Source organism: Sulfurovum sp. XGS-02 (assembly GCF_023213175.1).
Taxonomy (GTDB): domain Bacteria; phylum Campylobacterota; class Campylobacteria; order Campylobacterales; family Sulfurovaceae; genus Sulfurovum.
This window is the reverse complement of sequence record NZ_CP093312.1, coordinates 518,052-543,379: the sequence shown is the minus strand read 5'-3', so window position 1 is coordinate 543,379 and position 25,328 is coordinate 518,052. Positions and strand designations below refer to the sequence as shown.

Below are 25,328 nucleotides of genomic sequence, written 5' to 3'. Positions count from 1 at the left end.
CTACTCTGATCTATTGAGCCTCACCGCATTTTCCTGTAGCACATTTTCCAGTCTCACACTTCATGGAAGGTGTTAGATCACTCTTTTCTACCGTTTCCGGTTTTCCTGTGCCACACTTTCCTGCTTCACACTTCATAAAAGGTTTCAGTTCACTTTTTGGTTCAGGTTCATAAGTTTCAAATGCCCCTTCGCTGTAAAGAATATATGTAAAGATTGCTGCCAATACTGCCAGAGCCAGAAACACATAGAGAAAGAATTTTTTCATTGTCATTTACCTTGATTTGTATTTAAAAAATGAAGTATAGCATAAGCTTCTGTTAGCCTAGAACATGCGAAGACAATACGAACGTTGTAAAGATACCTTCAAAGACTAACTTTCCATTGACAAACCCCTCTACTTCTACCTCAGATTTCTTACCTTGACTATTGACAACCAAAGCTTTACACAGTACTGAGTCACCAACCTTTACAGGTGCTATGAATTTCGAACTTGAAGCACCCAGCACCACATAAGGATCGTTCACTGCGGACATAGCTGCATAATCTGCTGCACCGAAGATAAAACCGCCATGGACCAATCCCTGACTATCCGCTGCCATCTGCTGTGTGGTATGCAGCAGAACCTCTGCATAATTTTCTTTAAGCTTGGTCACTTTTCCACAAAGTGACGTATTGATATTTAGATGGGTATTTAATTGCATAGGCTATCCTCAACGTTTTTGAAGATTATAGCAAAACAACCTATGAATCACACTGTCTGCCTTGTCATTTCGAATGACCTTGTAAGCGAAGCGATTCGAGAGAAATAACATCACAGTTAAAATAAGGGGGAATATGTACAAAATAGAAAAAGTGGAAAGCTATATTCCCATCATGATGATGGGAAGAAAAAAAGTTTAGTATGAAAATTTATACCCGCGTCTACGCACCGTATGGATCACCTGGAAACCCAAAATACTTTTCAATCTCTTTCTGATCTGATTGATCGCCACTTCAACCGTGTTATCGCTGACATACTCTGGCTCTTCCCAGAGTGCATTGATGATCTCATCTTTCGAGAAAACACGTTGTTTACGAAGTGCAAGGTATGCCAAGATATCAAATGTCTTGCCGTTGAGAGAAACGATTTTCTCATCATATTCGATCTTTTTGTTCGCAATGTCGATCACAAGTTTATCGATGTTCACCTGTGTCCCGAAGAGATGTCTCATGTTCGCTAAAACTCTTGCAGCGATAAGATCAGGGTATTCACCATGCTGATAGATCACATCATCTACACCTAAAGAGAAGAAAGCTGATTGTGCTTTGACATTATTTGTCAAGATCATAATCTTCGTTTCACTCTTTTTCTTTTTGACTTCATTCACGTAACGCTCTAGTGAAAACTTCACACCTTCATCTACGATCACAACCAGTTCATAGTGTCTAAAGTCTGTAAAGTTGGTTGCATCATACATATCTTTCGCATTGTCAACAATACAAATAAAGTATTTATCTAACTCTTTTTCAAGTTCCTTAACGTATTCATCGTTGAAACCTACCGTTAATATTCTCATTCTTTTCCAATCCAGTAAGAAAGTCTCCAAAACTTAAATTTTGTCGACTTTTTGCTTTTATTAGCGTATTTATAGCTAAATCAACCTTATTTAAAAATAAAAGTAACTTTAAGAATGAAGCTTTTTAAGCTGTTTTAAAGTGATTTCATTGCCTTGATGTAGACCCTTTTGGGTGCAGGATATCCCTCAACGGTCTTCGTATGATCGTCAGGATCCAGGAAATCTTCCAGGCTTTGCGTCTCTATCCACTCTGTTTTTCTCTGTTCCGTAGGTTCAGTTTTCATGATCTCCAACACTTCAACGGTTTCAAACCCTGCCCTGAAGCACCAGTTCTTTAAAGCATTCACCGTAGGTACGAAATAGATATTCGGTATCTTTGAATAACGGTCTCTAGGCGTCAGGCACATCTCACCTTCACCATCTATCATAAAGGTATCTAAAATGAGCTCACCGCCTTTATTAAGACCCTTAAAGAGAGATTTGAGCATGGCAACAGGATCAGACCTGTGATAGAGTACACCCAAACAGAAGAGTGTATCGAACTTGTGTTCATAGAACTCTACATGCTCTACCCCTAAAAGTTCATAGACAATATCAGACTTGATAAAATGGTTGATGAACTGAAACTGGGAATAGTAGATGGCAGAGGGGTCAAACCCTATAAGTTTTTTAGGTGCTTGGGACAACATACGAAACAGATAATAGCCATTGTTGCATCCTATGTCACCAACAACCTTGTCTTTTAGGTCAAAGTAGGGTTCAAGCAGATTGTATTTAATTTGGCTTTGCCATTCAGAGTCTATAAAAAGATCATTGATCTGAAAGGGCCCTTTTCGCCAGGGCTTCATCAAAAGTGCCGTCTCTTTTATCTGCTGCGCATCTTGTGGACTGAGGTCCTTGATCTGAACCTCAACCCTGTCTCCAAGCTTTACCTCAACATCTTCATACGTTTTAAGCGATCTGATGGCTTCCTGAAAAGGTGCGATATTTTTCCACGTGAGCCATTTCTTACGCTCGTCTCGTAAACTGTTTAAATCCATCTATTGTTTGATATACGCTTTTTTAATAATCTGATCGAACATGGGTCTGTCGCCTCTACCTGTAGAAACATTTTCCATCTTACGTACTGCTTCTTCACCGGAAATCACTTCACCAAAGATCGTATGTTTACCGTTTAACCAAGGGGTTGGCGCAAGTGTGATGAAAAACTGGCTTCCGTTTGTTTTAGGTCCACGGTTTGCCATAGCCAATAACATCGGTCTGTCAAATACCACATTGGGTGCGAATTCGTCTTTAAAATCTTTTTTCCAGATAGACTCACCACCTCTTCCTGTACCTGTAGGATCGCCGCCCTGAATCATGAAACCTTTAATGATCCTATGAAAAATAAGCCCGTTGTAGTAACCGTTTTTCACATGCGTAGTAAAGTTCTCAACTGCAAGCGGTGCCACTTCCGGATACATTTTTAATTCTATTTTCCCTACATTGGTTTCAAGTACCACGATAGTATCTTTTGCGTAGGTTTGAACAGTCAAACCTACAAACAGTAAAGCGACCAATAATCTTTTCATCCATCCATCCTTTTCATAATGTATCTATTTAATATGTACTTGTATTATAACGCGTTTAACGTTTATTTCGCATAATTGACAGCACGTGTTTCCCGTATCACATTCACTTTTATATCACCGGGGTACTGTACTTTTTCCTCTATCTCTTTGGCAATCTCTTTACTTAAGAGTACGGTTTCATTGTCATTCATCTTTTGGGCATTCACAAAGACACGTATCTCTCTCCCTGCATTAATGGCAAAGGCTTGAGTCACATACTCTTTACTCAAGGCAATATCTTCAACCTCTTTCACACGCTTTGTAAAGCTTTCAAGCACTTCTCTTCTGGCTCCGGGTCTTGCTGCAGAGAGTTTATCTGCAGCACATACCGCAGCACTCTCTACAGAGTCCGGTTCTTCATATCCGTGATGGGCATAGATGGCATTGATGACCGTAGGGTGTTCTCCATGTTTACGACAAAGCTCCACACCGATATCTACGTGTGAGCCGCCCAGGTCCTGTGTCAGGGCTTTGCCGATATCATGCAGGAGACCGGCACGAAGCGCAAGTTTTTCATCTCCGCCCATTTCCGCTGCCATGACACGTGAAAGTTTGGCTACCTCCAGGGTATGTGCCAGAGCATTCTGCCCATAGCTGGCTCTATATTTCATACGACCCAAAAGTTTCACAAGTTCTTCATGCATAGGGAAAAGCCCTAGTTCAATCAGTATATTTTCACCCTCTTCAAAGGTTTTTTGTTCAAACTCCTCTTCCACCTTTGCATGGACCTCCTCTATACGACCCGGATGTATACGTCCATCTTCCACCAGTATCTCTATCACCCTGGTTGCAATAGCCCTCCGGTAGAGATTAAAACTGCTTACAAGGATCACACCCGGTGTCTCATCTATCACGATATCTACCCCCAAGAGCATCTCCAGTGTCTTGATGTTCCTACCCTCTTTGCCGATGATACGCCCTTTGTGTTCATCACTTGGCAGGTTTACAAGGTTGATCAGACGCTCACCTGCAAAATCGCCTGCATAACGCGTGGTTGCCTGTGCCAAAATATAATTGGCCTTTCGTTCACCCTCTTCTTTTGCTATCTGTTCATACTTACGTACAATAGTCGCAACATCTGCACGGCTCTGTTCTTCTACCTTTTCTAAAATATAGGCTTTTGCTTCCTCTTTTGTCAAAGAAGCGATATGCTGCATTTTATCAACCGTATTAGCGATCTCTTCTTGTTTTCTTTTCTCAAGTTTTTCTAACTGCTTCTCTTTTTCCAATACCCTCTTCTCCAAGAGTCTTAAACTCTCTTCTTTAGAGGTCAGCTCTTTGGTTTTCAAGATCAAGGTACGGTTACGTTCATCTACCTTTGCCACACGTTTTTGAAATTCACGCTCTTGTTCCAACTCGTTCTCTTTGATCTTTACATGCGCAGATTTGAGTAAAAGTTCCGTCTCTTTCTCTATCGCATTGGCCTTGGCTTTTGCTTCTGATTCTATATATGAAAATTTGTTCTTCGTGCTCTTTTTTAACCACAGGTAACACACACCTGTCCCTATAGCTGCACCCGCTATACCTGAAACTCCTATTATCCCTAACATTACTTATCCTTCGGTCATTACATGTCCCCTAACATACGAACCAGGTTCACATGCCATTCGATCATCCAGGATTTGCTTTTGGCAAAACCTGTTTAAGCGGTGATGATCATGTCTGCTTTTACATCATGATCATCTGTTATGATCTCTTCGCTGTAACACAATTCACGCGCTACAAAAACTGTTTTTTTTATATATCTATTCTGTTTTTCATAAAATCTATCATACATACCTTTACCGAATCCAACACGTCTCAGTGTCGTATCTACTCCCACAATAGGTACAATAGAAATATCTATATTTTTTGTTCTGTATTGTTTTGAATCATTGGGTTCTTTGATCCCAAACTGCTTTCTCTTTAGTGGAAGTCTATATTTTACCAACCTAAAACTTGCACCTTCCATAAATGGTACATAGAGCACTCTCTTCTCCATACGCAATCTCTGTATGAGAGGATAGATGTTCACCTCTGTTCCCAAAGGGATATAAAGCATCACCGTGTGCGCTTTATTCTCTACAATATATTGATAGAGTGCCTGTACTATTGTCTTATCTCTTTTATAACTGCCACATCCTGAAACCCTTTTTAACCGTTCCAGGCTCTCACATCTAAATTGTTTTTTTTTAACCTCTTTTGTCATACTCATCCGTCTATTCATCTTATTATTTATTGCTCTTTGGCTATAATCGCCAGACTAATTATACCAAAAGGGTCTGTGTGCATAAAAAAATAGCTGTGCTTCTTTCATTATTATTACTGCTCATTATTTTGATCATCTTTGTCTGGGAGGAAGAGAAACAACCAGAATCCACCCCTATTCCCACAGAAAACACTACTGAAGTGATTGTAAAAAAAGAGAAAAAGGTACAAGAAGGTGTGCTTCCTCCAATGAAGTCATCTCTACCCGAAACACCCTCAAAGGTCTTTACGCTCATCAACTCGAAAGTGAAAAGTCATAAAGTGGCCATCTCTGGAGAAAAAGTCATTTTTCAGGATACGACACAACCGATTGTCCTTGTAAACCTTTTTGCTACATGGTGTCCTCCTTGTATCGGCGAAATACCCTATTTGAATGATCTTCAGAAAAAATACAAAGAAGAACTCTTTGTCGCAGGTATACTGACCCATGACACTATTATGCAAGATGCATTGGAGAGCTTTATGGCAAAAAACCAAATTAATTATTTTATCTCCAACGGTAAAGAAAACGATGCGTTTGCAGATTGGCTAGCAACGACACTCCACTTACCCAAGAATTTTCCCATTCCACTGACGGTAATCTATCTCAAAGGTGAGTACTTCACACATTATGAAGGTACCGTTCCCGTAGAGATGATAGAATACGATATACAACAAGCAAAAAAACAATTAGAAGCAAGGTAATAGAGCATGTTTAATTTATTAAAAAAAGTATTGGGTAAAACCAGTGATGCCATCAAAGATGTTGCACCGACAAAACGAAAAGAAATTCCCAAAGATGAGTTTGAAGATATCCTGCTTGAAGCGGATGTACATTATGAACTGGTAGAAAAAATGTTAGCCGGATTGCCTGACAAGATCAACAGGATCCAGGCATTCAACTCACTCATCTCGGTTTTTCAGTATAAAGCGGACTTTAAAGAGAGTGATGCCAAACCTTTTGTAGAGATGATCATAGGGGTTAATGGTGCAGGAAAGACAACGACCATTTCCAAACTGGCATACCGCTACAAACAAGAAGGTAAAAAGGTGATGCTGGGGGCAGGAGATACTTTCCGTGCTGCGGCGATAGAACAACTGACAAGATGGGCAGACAAATTGGAGGTTCCTATCATTGCTACACAACAGGGACATGACCCCTCTGCCGTGGTCTTTGATGCCATAGAGTCTGCAAAAGCCAAAGGTTTTGATCACATCATCATTGACACGGCAGGAAGACTCCACACACAAGCGAACCTGAGTGAAGAGCTCAAAAAAATGATCCGTGTCGCGGGAAAAGCACTGGATGGTGCACCCCACCGTAAAATGCTTATTCTGGATGGTACACAGGGTAGCTCATCCATCAACCAGGCAAAAGCATTCAATGAAATGATCGGGATCGACGGTATCATCATTACAAAACTTGACGGTACAGCCAAAGGTGGTTCAGTATTCAGTATAGCCGATGAGCTAAAAATGCCTATCTTCTACATCGGTACCGGCGAACAGCCCCAAGACCTTATCAGGTTCAAGGCGAATGAGTATATCAACACGATACTCGACGAGATCTTTATTTAGGAAGGATTACTCTCTTCCTCAAGGTCGAACATTTTACGATACGTGATTTCAAGGCTTGTTTTTTCCTTGTAGTCTATAACATCCCCTATCACAACGGTCACGTCCTGTGCCAGTTTACTGTCATTTAATGCATTTTTCAATGCCTTGTCCGCATTTGTTTTAATATAGACAGGCAAAATAGGCAAACGGTTTTTCAAAGCGATAATACGGGACCCCTCTTTGAATGTTGTCAACGCTTTGTCCGTTTTATTTCGCGTACCTTCAGGAAAGATGAAAATGGACTCGCCGCGCTTGACCGCCTCTTTTATCTCAGCAAAAAACCCACTCATCTGGCTCTTTTCTCTATCAAGGAGTATCGAACCCGCATTCCGAACAAACAGTCCAAAGAAAAAAGAGTTATAAAGCTCTTTTTTGGAGATCCATGGACCAAATATCTTTGTATCCTTCAACGCTATTTCTATCAGAGGCGGATCGATGATACTTCTATGGTTGGCCACAAGAAGATATTGACCCTCTTGAGGCAGTTTTTCCGGATTTTCAACCTTCACTGAAATATGCAGAGCATCCAGCTGTGCCTCAGAATAGGCAAGCCGTAATCTTTTGATGTCCATGGGGTCATTGACTTTACTTAATCTATATCCAAAACTGTTCGTAAGATAGAGACCGTAGAAAAGCTGTTTAATGGTATTAAATGTCACTGGGTTTCCTTCGTATATGCCGAAATTATAACCAAAAGAGTTAAAAAGTATACCTATTAACTTCAAGCCATCCACCCATTCCATCTGAACATCATTGAGGTTCAAAACAATTAAAAAGATGTCAATATGACATATTTTATACTCTTCACATCATATCACCCTATAATATCATCACAATAGAAGAGAAGGGTCATCATGGCAAAGAAAAAAACACTATTTGAATGTCAGGCATGTGGATTTCAATCTCCAAGATGGATGGGAAAATGTACTTCATGTGATCAGTGGGAGACAATGGTCGAACTGAGTGCTGACCAAATTAAATTTTTGAAAGAGACTTCAGGTTCCAGTGCTTCAGGTTCAGCTATTCCAAAAGCAAAACCGATCACACAGATAGAAGAGGATAATATTGTCCGTTTCACTTCAGGAAGCAAAGAACTGGACCTGGTACTGGGCGGAGGTATTGTCCCGGGTTCACTGACACTCATTGGAGGCAGTCCGGGTGTTGGGAAATCGACCCTTTTACTTAAGATAGCAGGAAACCTGGCCAGAGCATCAAAAAAGGTCCTGTATGTTTCTGGAGAAGAGTCTGCTGGACAGATAAAACTGCGTGCGAACAGACTTGAAGCAAACCATGAGAATCTTTTTCTGCTCCCGGAGATCAATCTTGGTTCCGTTCTCTCAGAGATAGGAAACCAAACCTATGAACTTATCGTCATTGACTCCATACAAACCCTCTACTCTGATGAAAACCCCTCTGCTCCAGGTTCGGTCACACAGGTACGTACGATCACTTTTGAGCTGATGCGTATTGCAAAGTCCCTACAGATCCCTATCTTTATCATCGGGCATATCACAAAAGATGGTTCCATAGCAGGTCCCAGGGTCCTTGAACATATGGTGGATACGGTGCTCTATTTCGAAGGAGATACAAACTCCGATCTTCGTCTACTGCGTGGTTTTAAAAACCGTTTTGGCGCGACCAATGAAGTGGGTATATTCGAAATGAACAAAGAGGGGTTGAACGATGCAAAAAGTATGGCAGGTAAATTCTTCAACAAAGACCATCTCCAGTCAGGTTCGGCACTCACAGTCATCATGGAGGGGAGCCGTCCCATCATTGTAGAGGTTCAGGCATTGGTTTCAGAATCCTATGGACACCCTAAAAGAAGTTCTACCGGTTTTGATAACAATCGTCTTGGCATGCTTTTGGCGCTGCTCGAGAAGAAACTTGATCTGCCTCTTGGTACCTATGATGTCTTTATCAATGTCTCAGGAGGGATAAAGATACATGAACCTTCTGCTGATCTTGCGATCATCGCAGCCATCTTAAGCAGCTATAGAGACAGGAAACTGAGTGCAGAGACACTTTTTCTGGGTGAAGTCAGTCTGACAGGTGAGATACGTGAAGTCTCCGGACTCTCGCAGCGTCTCAAAGAGATCGAGACACAGGGATTTACAAAAGCTGTCATACCTAACAAGCCGCTTGAAAAAACGAACATTAAATGTTTTGTAGCCGATGAAGTCTCTAAAGTCGTTGAGTGGATGTAAAAGAACTATGGATATAATATCACTATGAAAATAGGAACAGATATCGTAGAGATCCATAGAATAGAGAGATCATTGACACAGTTTGGTGATAAATTCAAACAGCGTTTTTTGACCCCTCAAGAGATAGAGCTTGTGCAAAAGACGGCATCCATAGCCGGATTTTGGGCAGCCAAAGAGGCTATTGCAAAAGCATTGGGCTGCGGTATTGGCAGTGAACTCTCATTTCATGACATACTCATCACCAAAAACACCCGTGGTGCACCTGAATTCAAACTCAGTGAAGAAGCACAAAAGATACACCGAATCAAAGCATCTTCACTCTCTATCAGTCATGATGGCGGGTTTGCTATTGCTGTTGCAGTCATTAGCCAATGACCATCCTCTCTCTTTTTTAGATCTTCAAAAGTATTATTGTAATTATCGGTGGATTATATTACAATAAGCGTATGATTATTACCTAAAGGAGTAGAGATGAAATATAGCATCGTCACTATCGCTATTCTGATGCTCTTGGGCGGATGTGACCAACCTAGAGTGGAAAACAAAGTGCAAAATACCCCTCATGTTGTCAAACAAACGTACCTTCCTCCCCCTCCGAAGAAAAAAATAAAACTCAAAGAAGTGGATGATACCAATTTCGAAGCAGCCTATATGTATCCCAAAGATACAAAGAAAAACGAAAAAACAGAGGTAGCCGAGCAAATGGCCGGTACCACTGCAGATACCATGGACAAAGAAGAGTGTATCGCTATGATCACGCAAGAGAAGTTCGATAAATATGCTGCGATGTTCGGCAGTGAAGCGGCTTCCATCAAACGATGTAAAATGCTCAAAGCAACAAGGTAGTAGAAACGCTACTTTCTGAAATGTATCAGTTTAAACCTGTCTCCCATCATGGTGGGAGATATCAGTGTCTTTATCTTATCTGCTTCACTCATATATCTTGCCTGCGTTGTCTGTTTGGCAAAACTTTCAAGAATATCAATGATTCCGAAACGTATTAAAGCACGTGCCTGTGTCTCATAAAAGACTTCTTTAAAACCTGCTTCTTCAAATGCTTCGCTCACATGTCCAAAGTTCACATCGTAGGTAATGTCATCTTTTTTATAGGATTCGGATAAAGTGAGTGCTTCATCAAACAGAGGAAAGGTTTCATGTGCCCTGTAGACACGGATGGAGAAGTCATTGCGTACATACTTTTCACCGTAATCAAAAGAGACAAAGTCACATCTTTCTATACCTTTTGCCATCTCTTGTGCAAATGCCTCATAGCCTATGGCGATCTCCCCTTGTTTTAAATGATGTTTTTTGGCCCAGCCCAACATCTCAGCAGGCGCTTCTACCCACTCTATCTGATGTTCTTTTACCAGTGCTATTTTTTCATCTTTTAAAATTTCACAAGGGAACGCATCAAAAATTTCATTGGCCACAACAAAAGCATAAGATGCTTCCACTTCTGCAATGTCATCAAAATGTGTAATCTGCACATCATCGCCAAAACGCTCCTGTATATAGGCCAATTGCGCCTTTTGTACTTCAGGCTGACGTTCTACGATACCAAACTTCAGTGTTTCTACCAAGGTCGGGTCACAAGTATAAAGCCACTGTATCATGTCACAGATCAGATACCCCTGATGCGCACCTATCTCTATCAGCCATCCGTCTCTGTCTGCCTTGCCCTCTTTCAAAAGAGAATAGAAATAATTGGCAATACTTGCACCAAAAAACCTACTGGTGCTGACCGCAGTATAGAAGTCTCCGGATTTACCTATCGCTTTAAAGTTTTTATAGTAGCCCTCTTCGCCATAAAGCCATGCATTCATATAGTCACTAAATCGCATTCTCTACCCGTACATAAAGTTTCAATAACTGTAGTTGTTTGTCTATATGATATATTTTTTGATCGATCTTCCTGATCTGCAGAGAGTTATGCATGATCTCCGCATCAAAAGAGGTCTTCTCTCCTGCATCCGCAAGATTTTTAGTTAAACGATAGAGGCTTTTATAGACCTTTTCATCTTTTTGGGCCAAGAGGATCTTTTTATCTAAAATACTTATACTGTTATCTATCCAATCATACTCTTCATCGACTGTCTCTTTTCGGTCAAGCAATTCTGTTGCAGCTCTTAGCTTTTCGACTTTACTGGCCTCAATGTCAGAAAAAGAGTTGATGTCCAATGGCATGGAAACAGTAAAACCGTAGGTATAATACTTTTCTTCAAGACCAGGTCTCGCGAACAGAGGATTAAGATCTGCATCTGTATACTGTCCCTGTAAAGAGACTTCAGGAAGGTACTTTGCCCATGTCACTTTTTGATTATAGTCTGACTGTGCCGCACGTAACCTGTCCCTTTTAAGTTCCAGATTTGATTCACTGTAGTCTGTTTTACTCATCAGTTTTAATGCAGGAAGACGTAAACTCTCCGGATCTTTATCACTTAAAAGTGCAAATTTCTGCTTGAGCTCCATCATTGTCAGGTCCATTTCAAGCAGTGCCGTCTCATCTTGACTCTTTTTCAAAATCGCCTGGTCCAAAAAACTGCTGTCAAGTAAACCTGCATCATAGCTGTCACGTTTTTGACGTATATCTATCACATCATTTTTGATCTGATACTTCATCTTTTCTTGTTCAAGTTTTGTTTTTTTCAGATTGAAAAGTATGGAGATAGCATCCCCTATCATAGTACGTTTTTGAAGCTCTATATCTGCTCTGGTTGCATCACGGAGTGCTTGTGAGTACTTGATACCGTAATAGATCCCTCCTGATCTGAATATAGGCTGATCTATAATAACAGAGTACCCCCCGGTTATCACTGTCGTATCGGTAAACTGCGTCGTGAAATTCTTATTGTACTGTACTCTTACCGGGTTCAACCAGCTTCTTGAAAGTATATCGCTCTCAAGTTCATTGCTCTCCAGCTGATAGTCAAAGATCAACTCTTTATTATCAGAAAGGATGTCACCCAATTCGTCTGCATGTATCAGTGATGATGCCACCAAACTACAAAGAAGAAATAGCTTTTTCAAAACGTTTAAATCCTTCATCAATTTCATTTCTACTGATGGTGAGACTTGGTAGGAAACGTACTGTATTACGTCCTGCTTTAAGGACAACAAGGCCTTCGGCCATACAGTTCTTTATCACACCTGCCTGAACCTCCGCACTTTTAGCACGCAGCCCCCGCATCAATCCCAATCCTACTTCTTTTTCAAACAAATGAGTATATTTGTCAGCTATAGCCTGTAGTTTTTGAGAAAAATAGACCAGTGTCTCATCAATGGTACCATCATCATACAATGGATACAAGATATCCAAAACTGCAAGACCCGCGGCAGTACTGAGGTAATTACCCCCAAACGTACTTCCATGGTCTCCCGCGACCAGCACATCTTTATGTTTGGTCATCACTGCACCGATAGGTACACCGCCGCCAAGTCCTTTGGCAAGGGTGATGATATCCGGTTCGATCTCATACAGATTGGATGCGAGAAACTCACCGGTACGGTAGATACCTGTTTGTACCTCATCCACGATCAGCAGCACACCTTGCTCTTTAAGGTGTTTAGCGAGTTTTTGGATCTCCTCTTTCTCAAAAGGCTGAACCCCACCCTCACCTTGAACCAGTTCGATAAGCACTGCTACGGTCTCATCATCGATCGCTTTATAGACATCATCGATGCTCTTTTCATAGCTGAATCCTTCCGGATAGGGCGAAAAGTTTGGTGTATGAAAACTCTCCTGCCCTGTTGCCTTTACTGTGGTGATCGTACGGCCGTGAAAGGAGTGTTCGAGTGTGATCACTTTGTACCGTTTATTTTCGAATTTTGTTTCACCATACTTACGGGCGATCTTGATCGCCCCTTCATTCGCTTCTGCGCCCGAGTTAGCAAAGAATACACCCATATCATATCCGCTGAGTTCAACTATTTTCTGTGCCAATTTTGCCTGAGGCTCAATCACTTGAAGGTTTGAAATATGAATAATATTTTTTGCCTGATTACAGATAGCTTCAACAAGTTTAGGATGGTTATGTCCTACAGAGTTTACAGCGATACCAGAAGCGAAATCTATATAATCTTTACCATTCTCATCGTAGAGTGTAGATCCTACACCTTTGACAAAGTTCGTATAGTCACGTGCATAGGTTTGAAGCACATATTGTTTATCTTGTTGTTCTAAATTCATTTTTTTCCATCTCTATTAGTCTTTACAGTATTATAGCAAAGTGTTGTTGTATGATGATTATTTTATCTCTACTTTCATCAATTCGGAAAATGAGCCTTCAGGTGCGGGTATGTAGATCTCTGCACGATAAGAAGAGATGAACTTCTCATCGGCTACCTTCCATACTTTATCGACTTTATACGCCGTTTTCTCACCATTAAGATAAACTGTTTTTTGCTCTATCTGTTCCAACTCTTCAGGTTCTAAAAAGAGTACCAACTTTGCTCTGCTTGCATCTACTACGCTTGCCAAAGGTGAACCCGGTGATACATAATCACCCTTGCGTACCATAATTTCATACAGATACATATGGTGAAGTATAATAGATTTTTTTTCAATACTGTCTTCAAGCTGAGCGATCTTATACTGCATATCCAAATACTGTGTTTTTGTAGAAGCAAAACTGTAAAAAGCCTCGTCTTTTTGGGCCGAAGATGCTGTTTTCAACTTATTGATACGATGAAAATATGACTCTTTTCGTTTTAAAGTTTCATGAAGAATGCGAAGGTTTTCATTGGATGTTTTCAAGTTGATCTTGTCCAAACTGTCATCCAAATAGATCACGCGTTTATCATTCACTACACGCCCTTCAGCTTCGAGATCAACATCCAGTACCAATGCACTGACCGCAGACTTCAATGTCACAGATTCATAGGGTTCAACTTTTGCATAATGTACTTTTGCAAAGATAACTAATGGGGTCAATAATAATAGAAATGCTTTCATTCACCGTCTCTTTTTTCACTGATTATATCAAAATAGAGTTAAGTGCTGAATGTGAAATAGAAAGAAGCATCTCCAGAAAGACTCTTTTCATGCGATAGACTCTGAAAACCACTGTTTTTTAATCTTTGGGAATACTAAAGTGCAAATAAGAAGATAAGGTGAACGATAAGCCGGGTTTTGTCGTGGGTAGTTATTTATCTAGACGCATTGTTACCAATACGTTCAAGCAAAGTATGAGTGCTGATCTAACAGCTTGTGAGACTTATACCATATACTTCTTGCTGCGAACAGGGTTTACCTAGCTGCCTATGTCACCATAAGCACTGGTGGGCTCTTACCCCACCCTTTCACTATCACCACCGAAGTGGCTACCTACTTTCTGTTGCACTTGCCCTCAGATCACTCTGGCCATCCGTTAGATGGAGTCCTGTCTCACTTGCAGCCCGGACTTTCCTCTCGTGGCATAAAGCCACCAGCAACTACCTATTCACCTTAATGCAATTATACCATATAATCTAGATGAAGGAAAATAGATTCATATGATTTTAGTAAAATTAACCATCCATAATAACGTGTAAATAGTCAATGGCCATTGATTCGGTTTAACTGTTCATTTTGCCTATGGCACAAGAAACAAAACTTTTTGCTTTTGCTGAAGTGCTGTCCATGAAACTCATCTCTTCTGAAGCCAAAGGATAACCGAGTGCCTTCAATGCTTTGGATAACTTATCGATATCATTATTCTCTATATCCAAAGTAATTTTACGTGGAAGTACGCTCAGATCAACTTCTATCTCTCCAAACTCTTCGGCAAGTTTGCTCTTGAGTGTAGATGCGCACCCGCCGCATTTGACATTAAAGACTTCAAATGTTTGCTGCATAAATAACTCCTGACGATTAAATTTATTACTATTATAGTCAAAAAAACTAAATAAGAAATATAATATTATTTTATTAAACAAAGGGGATAAAAATGAGTGTAGAAGAAATATATTGTGTAAGTGTGGGCAGGTATGCCCACTATATGCGTATCGGTTAAGAAAGTACTTCTTTGACTGCTTTACCGATCTCAGCTGGTGAAACAACCACTTTCACGCCTGCTGCCTGAAGTGCGTCCATTTTCTCTTTTGCTGTACCTGCAGAACCAGAGATGATAGCACCTGCGTGTCCCATTCTTTTTCCTGCCGGTGCAGTTTGACCCGCAATGAAAGCAACCACTGGTTTAGTGATATTTTCTTTGATATACGCTGCTGCTTGGATCTCAAGGTCTCCACCGATCTCACCGATCATCACGATCGCTTCAGTTTCAGGATCCTCTTGGAACATTTGAAGCAGTTGTTTGTATGAAAGACCAATGATCGGGTCCCCACCGATTCCAACAGCTGTTGAGATACCATACCCTTCATTACATACTTGGTTCGCACCTTCATACGTCAATGTACCGGATTTAGAGATAAGTCCGATATTACCTTTTTTGAAGATCATACCAGGCATGATACCGATCTTACACTCTTCTGCCGTGATGATACCAGGACAGTTTGGCCCGATAGTTTTCATATTGTTCTTCACTGCATGTGCTTTAGCCATTTGCATGTCTCTTACCGGTGCACCTTCTGTAATGATCACTGCAAGTTCGATACCTGCATCTGCTGCTTCCATTACTGCATCTGCTACAAATGCCGGTGGAACGAAGATCATAGAAACAGTTGCCCCAGTAGTCTCCACTGCATCTCTTACTGTATTGAATACAGGCTTTCCAAGATGTGTTTGACCACCTTTGTTCGGTGTCACACCACCTACGATATTTGTACCATAGTCTATACACTGCTCAGCATGGAAAGAACCCTCTTTCCCTGTAAAACCTTGAACGATTACTTTTGTATCTTTATTTACTAAAATTGACATCTATTACTCTCCCTTTGCCGCTGCTACTGCTTTTGCTGCACCATCTGCCAGGTCAGTTGCTGCAATAACGTTTGGAATATTTGCATTTTTAAGAATCTCTGCTGCTTCCGGTGCATTCGTTCCATCAAGACGCACTACAACAGGTACATGTACATCTACAAGTTTTGTTGCTTCAAGAATACCGTTCGCGATTCTATCACATCTTACGATACCACCGAAGATATTGACAAAGATCGCTTTAACGTTTGGATTTTTAAGAATGATCTCAAACCCTTTTGCAACAGTTTCTGCATTTGCCGAACCACCAACATCAAGGAAGTTCGCAGGTGTTCCACCCATATAGTTGATCGTATCCATCGTACCCATTGCAAGACCTGCACCGTTTACCATACAACCGATCTCACCATCAAGTGCGATATAAGAAAGACCATATTGGCTTGCTTCTCTCTCATCAGGATCTTCTTCTGAGATATCTCTCATATCTTCGATATCCGGGTGGCGTCCAAGTGCAGAGTCATCGAATCCCATTTTTCCATCTAGTGCCAAAAAGTCACCAGACTCTGTTTTGATCAATGGGTTGATCTCGATCATCTCTGCATCATTTTCCATATAAAGTTTATAAAGTTTAGAAGCGAAATCCATCATCTTCTTTTGTTCAGCTTTATCTGTAATTCCAAGACCGAATACAAGTTCTCTACCATGATAAGGTTGGAAACCGATCGCAGGATCCACTTTGATCTTTATGATCTTTTCAAGAGTATCATGTGCAACTGTTTCAATATCCATACCACCTTCTGTTGAAGCCATGATGATCGGCATTTCAGCAGCTCTGTCAAGTACAACAGAAAGATAAAGTTCATCTGCAATTGCTGCACCCTCTTCGATATATACTTTTTGAACCAATTTACCTTCTGGTCCTGTTTGGTGTGTTACAAGAGTCATACCCAGGATCTCTTGGGCAAGTGTTCTTACTTCTTCTTCAGATCTAGCAAGTTTTACACCACCTCCTAGTCCTCTACCACCAGCGTGGATCTGTGCTTTTACTACCCAGATATCACCACCCAGCTCTTGTGCATTTGCTACAGCTTCATCAGGTGTATTGGCAATAATACCTCTTGGTGTCGGAACACCATACTTTTGGAATATTTGTTTCGCTTGATACTCATGAATATTCACGTGTACTCCTTTTAATAAAATTGCATTACTATACGATGAAAGAGGATAAGAATTGATTAATTTGCCTATAAAAGATAGTGATTTTAGAAAACTGTTATGTATTTACACATTTAAGTTAGAGAGATTCTCTCAAATTTTATAGTATAGAACCCATATTGTCCCTTTTTGTAACAAAAGGGAGGTAAAATATTATCCTTTAGGGGCAACCATCTCTTCAGGTTTCACGTTTTTATCAAACTCTTCTGCTGACATGAGACCGAGTGCAACAGCTTCTTCTTTCAATGTTGTGCCGTTTGCATGTGCCTGCTTCGCAATCTTTGCTGCATTTTCATACCCGATATGAGGATTTAATGCAGTCACTAACATGAGTGAATCATTTAAAAATTTATCAATATTGGCTCTGATCGGCTCGATTCCTACTGCACAATTCACATCAAAACTTCTTAGGGTATCAGAAAGAAGCCGAATGGATTGCAAGACATTATAAGCGATCACCGGTTTGAAGACATTCAGTTCAAAATTCCCTTGGGATGCAGCGATCCCTACTGCTGTATCATTACCCATCACTTGCACTGCTACCATCGTCATAGCTTCTGCCTGTGTCGGATTGACTTTACCAGGCATGATAGAAGAACCCGGTTCATTGGCAGGGATCTCTATCTCTCCCAGACCACATCTGGGACCTGATGCCAGCCATCGTATGTCATTGGCAATTTTCATAAGATTTGCAGCAAGTGCTTTGAGTGCACCACTAAGCACAACTTCTGCATCATGCCCTGTAAGCGCATGAAACTTATTTGCTTGTGAAACAAATCCGTAGTTTTTTTCCATAAACTGATTCAACTGTACCACAACTCTTTGTGAAAACTCCGGATGAGAATTTAGACCCGTCCCTACAGCCGTACCACCGATAGCCAACTCTTTACAGTATGCAAGTGCATCATTGATCTGCTTGAGATTTGTCTCTAGCATTGCTACATACCCGGAAAGTTCCTGACCCAGTGTCAATGGTGTTGCATCTTGAAGGTGTGTTCTACCTATCTTCACAATATCAGAAAATGTTTTGGCTTTTTCATCCAATGTATTTTTCAACTGTATCAATGCAGGAAGAAGCGTATCCGTTACTGCTACAACTTCAGCGATACGCATCGCAGTGGGATAGGTATCGTTTGAACTCTGTCCTTTGTTGACATCATCATTAGGATGCACCAGGTTTTCTTGTGTAAAATCTCCACCCAGGATCTCTGTTGCTTTATTTGCAACGACTTCGTTCATATTCATGTTCGACTGTGTACCTGAGCCTGTTTGCCATACCACAAGGGGAAAGTTATCATCCAGTTCACCCGACAGAACCCTATCACAGGCCTGAGCTATCGCCGTAGTTTTTTCATCATTGAGACGATCTAAAGAGTGATTGACCAAAGCACAGGCTTTTTTTAGATTGGCAAAACCATAGACCACTTCAATCGGCATTTTTTCATTGCCTATCTCAAAATTATGCAATGATCTTTGTGTCTGTGCACCCCAGTACTTGTCAGCAGGAACCTGCATCTCTCCCATTGTGTCCTTTTCTATTCTATAATCCATAAGTGATCCTTTCCCGTAATCATTATTACCTATGGTACTATGTTTCGGTTAATGAAATATTGATAAGATAAAAAAAAGTGAATAGTGATGTGGTAGGAAGTAGGTAACACTGTATATCGTTCAATACAGTGTTACTTATTGAAGTTTTTTGCAAGCACGTGATCTGGTTCCTCGCTCGTACTGGACTTTAGTCCTTATACGATTCAAGGTTTAGCCCCTCACATGCATTGGATTTTAATCCTTATACGACTCGGAATTTAGTTCCTCGCATGTACTGGACTTTAGTCCTTGACCTCGTACTGTGCACGACCCATTTGATAGATATCATTACCTTTGGTATCATTGACAACAGTGACAGGGAAATCTTCGACAGTAATCTTTCTTACAGCTTCCGGACCAAGTTCCGGATAAGCGATCACTTCTGCTGAACGGATCTGTTTACCAAGTAAAGCACCTGCTCCACCTGTAGCACCAAAATAGATACCATCGTATTCAACACACGCATCCTTAACCGCCTGGTTTCTTTTACCTTTTCCGATCATCCCTTTAGAACCATGTTTCAACATCGTTGGGGAATAGGTATCCATTCTGTAAGAGGTCGTCGGGCCTGCACTACCGATAGGGTCACCTGGTTTAGGAGGTGTCGGGCCAACAAAATAGATCACAGAGCCTTCTATATCAAACGGCAATTCTTTGCCGGCTTCGATAAGCTCTACAAGTCTCTTATGTGCGGCATCTCTCGCAGTATAAATAGTACCGTTCAGTAAAACAGTGTCACCAGCTACAAGTTTTTTTGTATCTTCAGAAGTCAGTGGTGTTGTTAGTGTATACGTAGCCATTCCTTCCCCTTATATCGTGATATGTGTATGTCTAGATGAGTGACACTGAACATTGACAGAAACTGGAAGTGATGCAATGTGACAAGGGTTAGACTCGATATGTACAGCCAATGCCGTTTTTGTTCCACCCATACCCATAGCACCGATACCTAGATTATTGATCTCAGTCAATATTCTCTCTTCAAGTTCAGCCATTTCCGGGTCTTCGTGTGTTGTTTCAAGGTCTCTAAAAAGTGCATGTTTAGAGGAGATCACTGCTCTTTCAAATGTTCCACCGATCCCCACACCCACAGTAATAGGAGGACATGGGTTTCCGCCTGCATCAGAGATCACCTCTTTTACAAACTCAACAACTCCGTCTTTTCCTGCTGCTGGAGGCAGTACTTTTGCACGGGAAACATTCTCTGAACCACCACCCTTCGCAGCATATTCGATATCGATCTTATCACCAGCTACAATGTCAAAATGGATAATTGCCGGAAGGTTATATCCTACCGTATCTTTTAGATTCAAACGGCTGAACGGTTCACATGTTGACGCTCTTAGATATCCCTCTGTGTACCCTTCTTCTGTTCCTTTGTTGATCGCATCTCTAAGAAGACCACCTTTAATCCCTACATCTTCCCCGACCTTTACAAAAAATACTGCCAAGCCTGTATCTTGACAAAGCGGTCTCTTCTCGTCTTTCGCGATGTTGGCATTTTCAAGTATCTGGCGTATCACCTCTTTACTTACCGGTGACTTTTCAGCCTCCATAGCAGCTTTGAGTGCATCATACGTATCTTGTGGTAGATCCGTACCACAATGCATGATCATATCTTTTACCGCTTTTACAACAACATCAAATTCAATTTCTCTCATCTACTACCTTTAGCCAAAAAAATTCTTCTCTTTAAGTACATCGATCATACTTCTAACAGAAGCAACACTTTTTGAAAATCTTTCTTTTTGATCATCATTCAATGTCATTTCAAAAAGTTTTTCAACGCCGCTTGCACCAAGTGCAACAGGCACACCGGAAACTACATCACTATACCCGTAGTGTCCATCAAGATATACGGCACAAGGATGAATTTGTTTTGTATCTTTCAATATCGCTTCGACCATGATCGCTGTAGATTTTGCCGGTGCATAATATGCCGATCCTGTCTTAAGGTAACCTACTATCTCTGCCCCGCCATGTTTTGTTCTTTCAACCACTTCACTGATATCTTCTTCAGATAAAATGTCTACAAGTGGCACACCTGCAACCGTCGAGAATTTCGGTAGAGGTACCATATCATCTCCATGGCCACCCATTACAGAAGCACGGATCTGACCTGCCCCGTAACCTATTTTTTCAAAAATAAAATGTGCCATTCTGGCAGAATCCAAAATACCTGCCATACCAACCACTCTCTCTTTTGGAAAACCTGATTCTTTAAGTGCCACATAGGTCATGACATCAAGAGGATTTGAAACCATAATGATGATCGAATCAGGTGCATATTTTTTTACATCACCAACAACTTCTTTAGTGATCTCTGCATTGATCATAAGCAGATCATCTCTACTCATCCCCGGTTGTCTTGGGCTTCCAGCAGTGATCACAACCACATCTGATCCTGCCATTTCTGAAGCATCCTCTGCTACAGATACAATGGTATGTGATCTTGCTGCATTCGCTGCTTGTGACATATCTAACGCTTTACCTTTAGCGATCTCAGTATTTCTGTCTCTTAATACTACATGGTGACATACGCCGTTCATTGCAAGAATAAATGCTACTGTCGCTCCAACATTTCCTGCACCGATTACCGTTACTTTTTTACCTTTTTTTACCATTACAATCCTTTTAAGTGAGAACTATAGGGGACCCCAGAGCAAAACATAACTCATAACTTTTGTTATCAATTATGCCTTGCGATGAAAGAGGTTTACATCAACCCTACGTTTATGACACAGATGTGCCGAAAGTATCTTTTTACACTAGATAATTAAGAAGTGTTCAGAACCATGTTCTGATGAATGCGTAGAATACCGCAATTTTGTTTTATTTTGGTTACAAGCATTGTACAAAAAAAGTACAATACTTGTATACATAACTACTTAGATAGCGTCAATGATCGCATTCAATGTAGCAGATGGTCTCATTGCTTTCGCAGCAAGCTCATCGTTCGGGTGGAAGTAACCACCAACATCCTGAGCTTTACCTTCAACTGCAAGAAGCTCTTCCATGATCTTCTCTTCGTTCTCTTTGAGTGCTTTAGCAACCGGAGCGAACTTCGCAGCTAATTCTGCATTGTCAGACTCAGCAAGTGCTTCTGCCCAGTATTGTGCAACAAAGAAGTGAGACGCTTTGTTGTCTGGCTGACCCACTTTTCTTCCTGGTGCTTTGTTGTTATCAAGGTATCCTTGGTTCGCAGCATCAAGACCCGCAGTAAGTGCAGCAAGTTTAGCATCTTCATGTTTTTGACCGATCATTCTTAGTGACTCAGCCAATGCCAAGAACTCACCAAGTGAATCCCATCTTAAGTGACCCTCTGCAAGGAACTGGTCTACGTGCTTAGGAGCAGATCCACCAGCACCTGTTTCAAACAATCCACCACCGGCGATCAATGGAACGATAGAAAGCATTTTAGCAGATGTTCCAAGCTCCAAGATCGGGTACATATCTGTCAAGTGGTCTCTTAATACGTTACCAGTTACAGCGATCGTGTTCTCACCTCTTCTGATTCTCTCATTTGTAAATCTAGTTGCATCCGTTACATTCATGAATCTGATATCTAGACCATCAGTATCATACTCTTTAAGATACTCGTTTACTTTTTTGATAAGCTCTGCATCGTGTGCTCTGTTCTCATCTAACCAGAATACAGCTGGTATTCCTTCGATTCTTGTTCTCTCAACAGTCAATCTTACCCAGTCTCTCACTGGAATATCTTTCGTTCTAGCAAGTCTCCAGATATCTCCAGCTTCACACTCAAAGCTCATCATTTCACCATCTACAGTACCTGTTACAGTTACTGTACCAGCTTCAGCTAGTTCGAAAGTAGTCGGGTGAGAACCGTACTCTTCTGCTTTTTGAGCCATAAGTCCGATATTTTGCATTGTACCCATAGTAGTTACATCGTATTGACCGTTTTTCACACAGTCCGCTACCATCTCAGCGTGGAACATACCGTAAGTAGAATCAGGAATAACTGCAACAGTCTCAAGCGCATCACCATTTCTATCCCACTGCTTACCACCTTCTCTTACGACTACAGGCATAGAAGCATCGATAATCACATCGTTAGATGCGTTGAAGTTCGTTTCACCTTTATCAGAGTCAACCATTGCAATCTTTGGAGCATCTGCTTCAACAGCTGCTAGGAAGTCAGCTTTAATCTCAGCTTCTTTTGCATGACCAGCGATCTTTTTCTCAAGGTCAGACATACCAAGGTTTGGATTTACACCAAGTTCTGCAAAAGTATCCGCATATTTATTGAAAACATCTTCGAAGAAAATTTCAAATGCGTGACCGAACATGATCGGGTCAGAGATCTTCATCATTGTAGCTTTCAAGTGTAGTGACCAGATAAGTCCCTGCTCTTTTGCATCTTGGATAGTCTTTTTGTAGAACTCTCTCAGTGCAGTAATAGACATAAATGTACCGTCAAGCACTTCACCTGCCAATGCATCGATCGTAGTTAACTCTTTACCATTAAGAGCGATCGTTACTTTTTGGTCAGCAGTAGATGTTACAGATTTTTCATGTCCGTAGAAGTCACCCTTTCCACCCATGTGAGCAACATATGCTTTTGAATTTTCTGCATATGGCTTAAGTCTGTGTGGGTTGTTCTGTGCAAATCTTTTTACCGCTTTCGCAGCTCTTCTGTCTGAGTTCCCTTCTCTTAGTACCGGGTTAACTGCTGAACCAAGACATACACTGTATTTTGCCTGGATCGCTTTCTCTTCATCATTAGCCGGATTTTCAGGGTAGTTAGGGATATCATAACCTTGACCTTGAAGCTCAGCGATACAGTCTTTTAACTGTCCTACTGAAGCTGAAATGTTTGGAAGTTTAATGATGTTTCCGTCTGGTTGAAGTACGACTTCTCCAAGTTTAGAGAGTTCATCTTCTGCAAGACCCATTGCAGCAAGCACACGACCTGCAAGTGAGATGTCACTCTCTACAACTTCAACGCCTGCTTCTTTCGTGAATGCATTTACAATTGGTAATAATGAATACGTAGCAAGTGCCGGCGCCTCATCGATTTTTGACCATATGATTTTTGGTAAGTTTGACATATCTGTTCCTTAGTTTGATTATTAATGGAAAGATTGTAGCACTATTTTAGTATTATTGGATTGAAATGGAGTGTTATCAAAAAGTTATATTATTTATTTGTTTCTATACTACACAAATTTTGCCCTTTATATAGTTTAAATGAACTATATATACAATGATACAGCGATTTAGCATACAATATATTCTGCAGGGAAACCAACAGGTATCGGAGTGTGAAGCTTTACAAACATTTCACCATCCCCTACTCTACATAGTTCATAAGGCACATAGAGAAATCTTGCGGCGATCTTCTTCTCTCTTTGACTTTTTTCTTCTAAATGTAAACGTATACTATTTGGAACATCTTGAACAAAATTTTCAGGTATGAGTGTATCAACAGCCAGTACCATCACATCTACATCGCCCTCTTTAATGCGTTTCTTTAATGTATCTTCCAATAAAGCATAACTCTCAGTCGTATCTTTTACTTCATTTTCAAAAAGTTCGACCTCTCCCGCATCATTTAGTAACATTAAGAAAGGTTGAAAGTGCTTTGTTTCTTCAAGCAGCCCCTGAGCCCGATAGACTGCTTGTTCTAAGAGTGTAAATGCTTTTTCATCTTCTAACTTAGACATAGCATTCCTGATAAAGATGTACGCATCTGCTAAAAGTCTCCCGCAGCAGCATTTTCCATCATCGTATACATACCTGTTCTTACTTCATTCGCAAGTTCATAAAGATCAGAGGATAACTTATATCCTCCACTGATCATCAGCTCCATACTCATCGTATAAATATAGATATCTCCGTTTGGCTCTTCAACAAAACCAATTCTACATGGCATAAAACCGATAAACTCTGGAGAATGCCCTAAAAACTTATCTGCAATATAAGGAGAACAGTAGGAGCGAATATGGGTAAGAAGCCCACCATCTTTAAACAGCTTCCCGTGTCTAGGCATCGTTTTACTATCTACCAATGCCATGCCATACTCACTTGCTGTTTCATCCATGATCTCTAAAGCATTCTCGAAGGCTTCTTGTTTTGTCATGCCTTCAGGTATCACCATTTTTACTTTTCGGATCATCCCTTTTGCCGGATCTCCTGTTTCGAGTACTTTATCAAACATTTTCATGTACTCCGGTAATGCCTGAGGATCAAGTTTACTTACCTGTCCGATCTTTATACCCAGATCAAACTTCACAAATGCAAAAATAAAACCAATAACAACGACTGCTCCTACAAATGTAAACAAACCTTTAATAAATTTCATTATTGTCCTTTAGTATGAATAAGGGGTTATTATAATACATATGAATAAAAACAAGATTAAAGGCTTGGTATAACCTTCATTGATAACTTGCGATACGCTTTTATCATCTTACCTAATATCAATGATTAT

At 40.7% G+C, this 25,328-nt stretch carries 27 protein-coding genes and 1 other RNA gene; 5 read left to right on the top strand and 23 right to left on the bottom strand.

Annotation, left to right across the window (positions count from 1 at the left end):
- Positions 1-10: 10 nt before the first annotated feature.
- The 7 genes from MN086_RS02730 to MN086_RS02700 form a co-directional block, all read right to left on the bottom strand.
- The gene (locus tag MN086_RS02730; RefSeq protein WP_248576524.1) at positions 11-265 is read right to left on the bottom strand and encodes a hypothetical protein; all 255 of its coding nucleotides are present in this window, start codon (positions 263-265) and stop codon (positions 11-13) included.
- A gap of 52 nt (positions 266-317) precedes the next feature.
- Positions 318-701: a hotdog domain-containing protein gene (locus tag MN086_RS02725; protein ID WP_248576523.1), complete on the bottom strand. Its 384-nt coding sequence runs from the start codon at positions 699-701 to the stop codon at positions 318-320.
- 195 nt (positions 702-896) lie between these two features.
- Positions 897-1,556, bottom strand: a complete 660-nt coding sequence (locus MN086_RS02720) for a winged helix-turn-helix domain-containing protein (protein WP_008241732.1) — start codon at positions 1,554-1,556, stop codon at positions 897-899.
- 134 nt (positions 1,557-1,690) lie between these two features.
- A complete protein-coding gene (gene cmoB / locus MN086_RS02715) occupies positions 1,691-2,596 on the bottom strand; it encodes a tRNA 5-methoxyuridine(34)/uridine 5-oxyacetic acid(34) synthase CmoB (protein WP_248576522.1) in 906 nt (301 codons plus the stop codon).
- Positions 2,597-3,127, bottom strand: a complete 531-nt coding sequence (locus MN086_RS02710; RefSeq protein ID WP_248576521.1) for a peptidylprolyl isomerase — start codon at positions 3,125-3,127, stop codon at positions 2,597-2,599.
- Between the two features lie 62 nt (positions 3,128-3,189).
- Complete coding sequence (gene rny / locus MN086_RS02705) at positions 3,190-4,716, bottom strand: ribonuclease Y (RefSeq protein ID WP_248576520.1); 1,527 nt, start codon at positions 4,714-4,716, stop codon at positions 3,190-3,192.
- A 92-nt stretch (positions 4,717-4,808) separates the two neighbouring features.
- Entirely contained in the window at positions 4,809-5,372 is a 564-nt protein-coding gene (locus tag MN086_RS02700; protein WP_248576519.1) for a 5-formyltetrahydrofolate cyclo-ligase, read from the bottom strand.
- A 59-nt stretch (positions 5,373-5,431) separates the two neighbouring features.
- Between MN086_RS02700 and MN086_RS02695 the strand changes: the two genes are divergently transcribed.
- Positions 5,432-6,097 (top strand): TlpA disulfide reductase family protein, encoded by a 666-nt coding sequence (locus tag MN086_RS02695; protein WP_248576518.1) that lies wholly within the window; start codon positions 5,432-5,434, stop codon positions 6,095-6,097.
- A 6-nt stretch (positions 6,098-6,103) separates the two neighbouring features.
- Positions 6,104-6,970: a signal recognition particle-docking protein FtsY gene (gene ftsY / locus MN086_RS02690; RefSeq protein ID WP_248576517.1), complete on the top strand. Its 867-nt coding sequence runs from the start codon at positions 6,104-6,106 to the stop codon at positions 6,968-6,970.
- On the opposite strand, the gene MN086_RS02685 is transcribed toward ftsY, so the two are convergent.
- The gene (locus MN086_RS02685; RefSeq protein ID WP_248576516.1) at positions 6,967-7,752 is read right to left on the bottom strand and encodes a lysophospholipid acyltransferase family protein; all 786 of its coding nucleotides are present in this window, start codon (positions 7,750-7,752) and stop codon (positions 6,967-6,969) included. The genes ftsY and MN086_RS02685 overlap by 4 nt on opposite strands.
- Before the next feature lie 111 nt (positions 7,753-7,863).
- On the opposite strand from MN086_RS02685, the gene radA reads away from it, so the two are divergent.
- The 3 genes from radA to MN086_RS02670 all read left to right on the top strand — a co-directional run bounded on the left by radA (position 7,864) and on the right by MN086_RS02670 (position 10,062).
- Complete coding sequence (radA, locus tag MN086_RS02680) at positions 7,864-9,216, top strand: DNA repair protein RadA (RefSeq protein ID WP_248576515.1); 1,353 nt, start codon at positions 7,864-7,866, stop codon at positions 9,214-9,216.
- Between the two features lie 24 nt (positions 9,217-9,240).
- Positions 9,241-9,591 carry a holo-ACP synthase gene (gene acpS / locus MN086_RS02675; protein WP_248576514.1) on the top strand — a complete coding sequence of 117 codons (351 nt, stop codon included), beginning with the start codon at positions 9,241-9,243 and terminating at the stop codon, positions 9,589-9,591.
- A 96-nt stretch (positions 9,592-9,687) separates the two neighbouring features.
- Positions 9,688-10,062, top strand: coding sequence for a hypothetical protein (locus MN086_RS02670; RefSeq protein ID WP_248576513.1), 375 nt, complete (start codon positions 9,688-9,690; stop codon positions 10,060-10,062).
- 8 nt (positions 10,063-10,070) lie between these two features.
- Here MN086_RS02670 and MN086_RS02665 read toward each other — a convergent pair whose 3' ends face one another.
- From MN086_RS02665 to MN086_RS02595, 15 genes are all read right to left on the bottom strand, one after another.
- A complete protein-coding gene (locus tag MN086_RS02665) occupies positions 10,071-11,057 on the bottom strand; it encodes an SAM-dependent methyltransferase (protein ID WP_248576512.1) in 987 nt (328 codons plus the stop codon).
- Positions 11,047-12,243, bottom strand: coding sequence for a TolC family protein (locus MN086_RS02660; protein WP_248576511.1), 1,197 nt, complete (start codon positions 12,241-12,243; stop codon positions 11,047-11,049). Before MN086_RS02660 ends, MN086_RS02665 begins: the two co-directional genes overlap by 11 nt.
- On the bottom strand, positions 12,218-13,402 hold the full coding sequence (locus tag MN086_RS02655; protein WP_248576510.1) for an aspartate aminotransferase family protein: 1,185 nt from the start codon (positions 13,400-13,402) through the stop codon (positions 12,218-12,220). Before MN086_RS02655 ends, MN086_RS02660 begins: the two co-directional genes overlap by 26 nt.
- 57 nt (positions 13,403-13,459) lie before the next feature.
- Positions 13,460-14,167 carry an HlyD family secretion protein gene (locus MN086_RS02650; RefSeq protein ID WP_248576509.1) on the bottom strand — a complete coding sequence of 236 codons (708 nt, stop codon included), beginning with the start codon at positions 14,165-14,167 and terminating at the stop codon, positions 13,460-13,462.
- A 150-nt stretch (positions 14,168-14,317) separates the two neighbouring features.
- An RNA gene (gene rnpB / locus MN086_RS02645) (RNase P RNA component class A) lies at positions 14,318-14,662 on the bottom strand.
- Positions 14,663-14,769: 107 nt separating this feature from the next.
- Positions 14,770-15,048: a heavy-metal-associated domain-containing protein gene (locus MN086_RS02640; RefSeq protein WP_248576508.1), complete on the bottom strand. Its 279-nt coding sequence runs from the start codon at positions 15,046-15,048 to the stop codon at positions 14,770-14,772.
- A 154-nt stretch (positions 15,049-15,202) separates the two neighbouring features.
- Positions 15,203-16,072, bottom strand: coding sequence for a succinate--CoA ligase subunit alpha (sucD, locus tag MN086_RS02635; protein ID WP_248576507.1), 870 nt, complete (start codon positions 16,070-16,072; stop codon positions 15,203-15,205).
- Positions 16,073-16,075: 3 nt separating this feature from the next.
- A complete protein-coding gene (gene sucC / locus MN086_RS02630; protein ID WP_248576506.1) occupies positions 16,076-17,248 on the bottom strand; it encodes an ADP-forming succinate--CoA ligase subunit beta in 1,173 nt (390 codons plus the stop codon).
- A gap of 189 nt (positions 17,249-17,437) precedes the next feature.
- Positions 17,438-18,835 (bottom strand): class II fumarate hydratase, encoded by a 1,398-nt coding sequence (gene fumC, locus MN086_RS02625; RefSeq protein WP_248576505.1) that lies wholly within the window; start codon positions 18,833-18,835, stop codon positions 17,438-17,440.
- Positions 18,836-19,116: 281 nt separating this feature from the next.
- The gene (locus tag MN086_RS02620) at positions 19,117-19,674 is read right to left on the bottom strand and encodes a Fe-S-containing hydro-lyase (protein WP_248576504.1); all 558 of its coding nucleotides are present in this window, start codon (positions 19,672-19,674) and stop codon (positions 19,117-19,119) included.
- A 9-nt stretch (positions 19,675-19,683) separates the two neighbouring features.
- Positions 19,684-20,535 (bottom strand): fumarate hydratase, encoded by an 852-nt coding sequence (locus MN086_RS02615; RefSeq protein ID WP_248576503.1) that lies wholly within the window; start codon positions 20,533-20,535, stop codon positions 19,684-19,686.
- Between the two features lie 9 nt (positions 20,536-20,544).
- Positions 20,545-21,498, bottom strand: a complete 954-nt coding sequence (mdh, locus tag MN086_RS02610; RefSeq protein WP_248576502.1) for a malate dehydrogenase — start codon at positions 21,496-21,498, stop codon at positions 20,545-20,547.
- 264 nt (positions 21,499-21,762) lie between these two features.
- Entirely contained in the window at positions 21,763-23,946 is a 2,184-nt protein-coding gene (locus tag MN086_RS02605; protein ID WP_248576501.1) for an NADP-dependent isocitrate dehydrogenase, read from the bottom strand.
- Between the two features lie 168 nt (positions 23,947-24,114).
- A complete protein-coding gene (locus MN086_RS02600) occupies positions 24,115-24,561 on the bottom strand; it encodes a hypothetical protein (RefSeq protein ID WP_248576500.1) in 447 nt (148 codons plus the stop codon).
- A gap of 29 nt (positions 24,562-24,590) precedes the next feature.
- Positions 24,591-25,199, bottom strand: coding sequence for a DUF302 domain-containing protein (locus MN086_RS02595; protein ID WP_248576499.1), 609 nt, complete (start codon positions 25,197-25,199; stop codon positions 24,591-24,593).
- Positions 25,200-25,328: the final 129 nt, after the last annotated feature.

Excerpts from the sequence above, each read along its gene's own strand:
- mdh (WP_248576502.1), bottom strand. The coding sequence starts at position 21,498 with ATGGTAAAAAAAGGTAAAAAAGTAACGGTAATCGGTGCAGGAAATGTT.
- MN086_RS02605 (WP_248576501.1), bottom strand. The coding sequence starts at position 23,946 with ATGTCAAACTTACCAAAAATCATATGGTCAAAAATCGATGAGGCGCCG.
- MN086_RS02640 (WP_248576508.1), bottom strand. The coding sequence starts at position 15,048 with ATGCAGCAAACATTTGAAGTCTTTAATGTCAAATGCGGCGGGTGCGCA.
- fumC (WP_248576505.1), bottom strand. The coding sequence starts at position 18,835 with ATGGATTATAGAATAGAAAAGGACACAATGGGAGAGATGCAGGTTCCT.
- MN086_RS02725 (WP_248576523.1), bottom strand. The coding sequence starts at position 701 with ATGCAATTAAATACCCATCTAAATATCAATACGTCACTTTGTGGAAAA.
- acpS (WP_248576514.1), top strand. The coding sequence starts at position 9,241 with ATGAAAATAGGAACAGATATCGTAGAGATCCATAGAATAGAGAGATCA.
- MN086_RS02650 (WP_248576509.1), bottom strand. The coding sequence starts at position 14,167 with ATGAAAGCATTTCTATTATTATTGACCCCATTAGTTATCTTTGCAAAA.
- cmoB (WP_248576522.1), bottom strand. The coding sequence starts at position 2,596 with ATGGATTTAAACAGTTTACGAGACGAGCGTAAGAAATGGCTCACGTGG.
- MN086_RS02655 (WP_248576510.1), bottom strand. The coding sequence starts at position 13,402 with ATGAATTTAGAACAACAAGATAAACAATATGTGCTTCAAACCTATGCA.
- sucD (WP_248576507.1), bottom strand. The coding sequence starts at position 16,072 with ATGTCAATTTTAGTAAATAAAGATACAAAAGTAATCGTTCAAGGTTTT.
- MN086_RS02700 (WP_248576519.1), bottom strand. The coding sequence starts at position 5,372 with ATGAATAGACGGATGAGTATGACAAAAGAGGTTAAAAAAAAACAATTT.
- radA (WP_248576515.1), top strand. The coding sequence starts at position 7,864 with ATGGCAAAGAAAAAAACACTATTTGAATGTCAGGCATGTGGATTTCAA.
- MN086_RS02730 (WP_248576524.1), bottom strand. The coding sequence starts at position 265 with ATGAAAAAATTCTTTCTCTATGTGTTTCTGGCTCTGGCAGTATTGGCA.
- MN086_RS02720 (WP_008241732.1), bottom strand. The coding sequence starts at position 1,556 with ATGAGAATATTAACGGTAGGTTTCAACGATGAATACGTTAAGGAACTT.
- MN086_RS02710 (WP_248576521.1), bottom strand. The coding sequence starts at position 3,127 with ATGAAAAGATTATTGGTCGCTTTACTGTTTGTAGGTTTGACTGTTCAA.
- MN086_RS02595 (WP_248576499.1), bottom strand. The coding sequence starts at position 25,199 with ATGAAATTTATTAAAGGTTTGTTTACATTTGTAGGAGCAGTCGTTGTT.
- MN086_RS02620 (WP_248576504.1), bottom strand. The coding sequence starts at position 19,674 with ATGGCTACGTATACACTAACAACACCACTGACTTCTGAAGATACAAAA.
- MN086_RS02685 (WP_248576516.1), bottom strand. The coding sequence starts at position 7,752 with ATGGAATGGGTGGATGGCTTGAAGTTAATAGGTATACTTTTTAACTCT.
- MN086_RS02670 (WP_248576513.1), top strand. The coding sequence starts at position 9,688 with ATGAAATATAGCATCGTCACTATCGCTATTCTGATGCTCTTGGGCGGA.
- MN086_RS02600 (WP_248576500.1), bottom strand. The coding sequence starts at position 24,561 with ATGTCTAAGTTAGAAGATGAAAAAGCATTTACACTCTTAGAACAAGCA.
- MN086_RS02665 (WP_248576512.1), bottom strand. The coding sequence starts at position 11,057 with ATGCGATTTAGTGACTATATGAATGCATGGCTTTATGGCGAAGAGGGC.
- rny (WP_248576520.1), bottom strand. The coding sequence starts at position 4,716 with ATGTTAGGGATAATAGGAGTTTCAGGTATAGCGGGTGCAGCTATAGGG.
- MN086_RS02615 (WP_248576503.1), bottom strand. The coding sequence starts at position 20,535 with ATGAGAGAAATTGAATTTGATGTTGTTGTAAAAGCGGTAAAAGATATG.
- ftsY (WP_248576517.1), top strand. The coding sequence starts at position 6,104 with ATGTTTAATTTATTAAAAAAAGTATTGGGTAAAACCAGTGATGCCATC.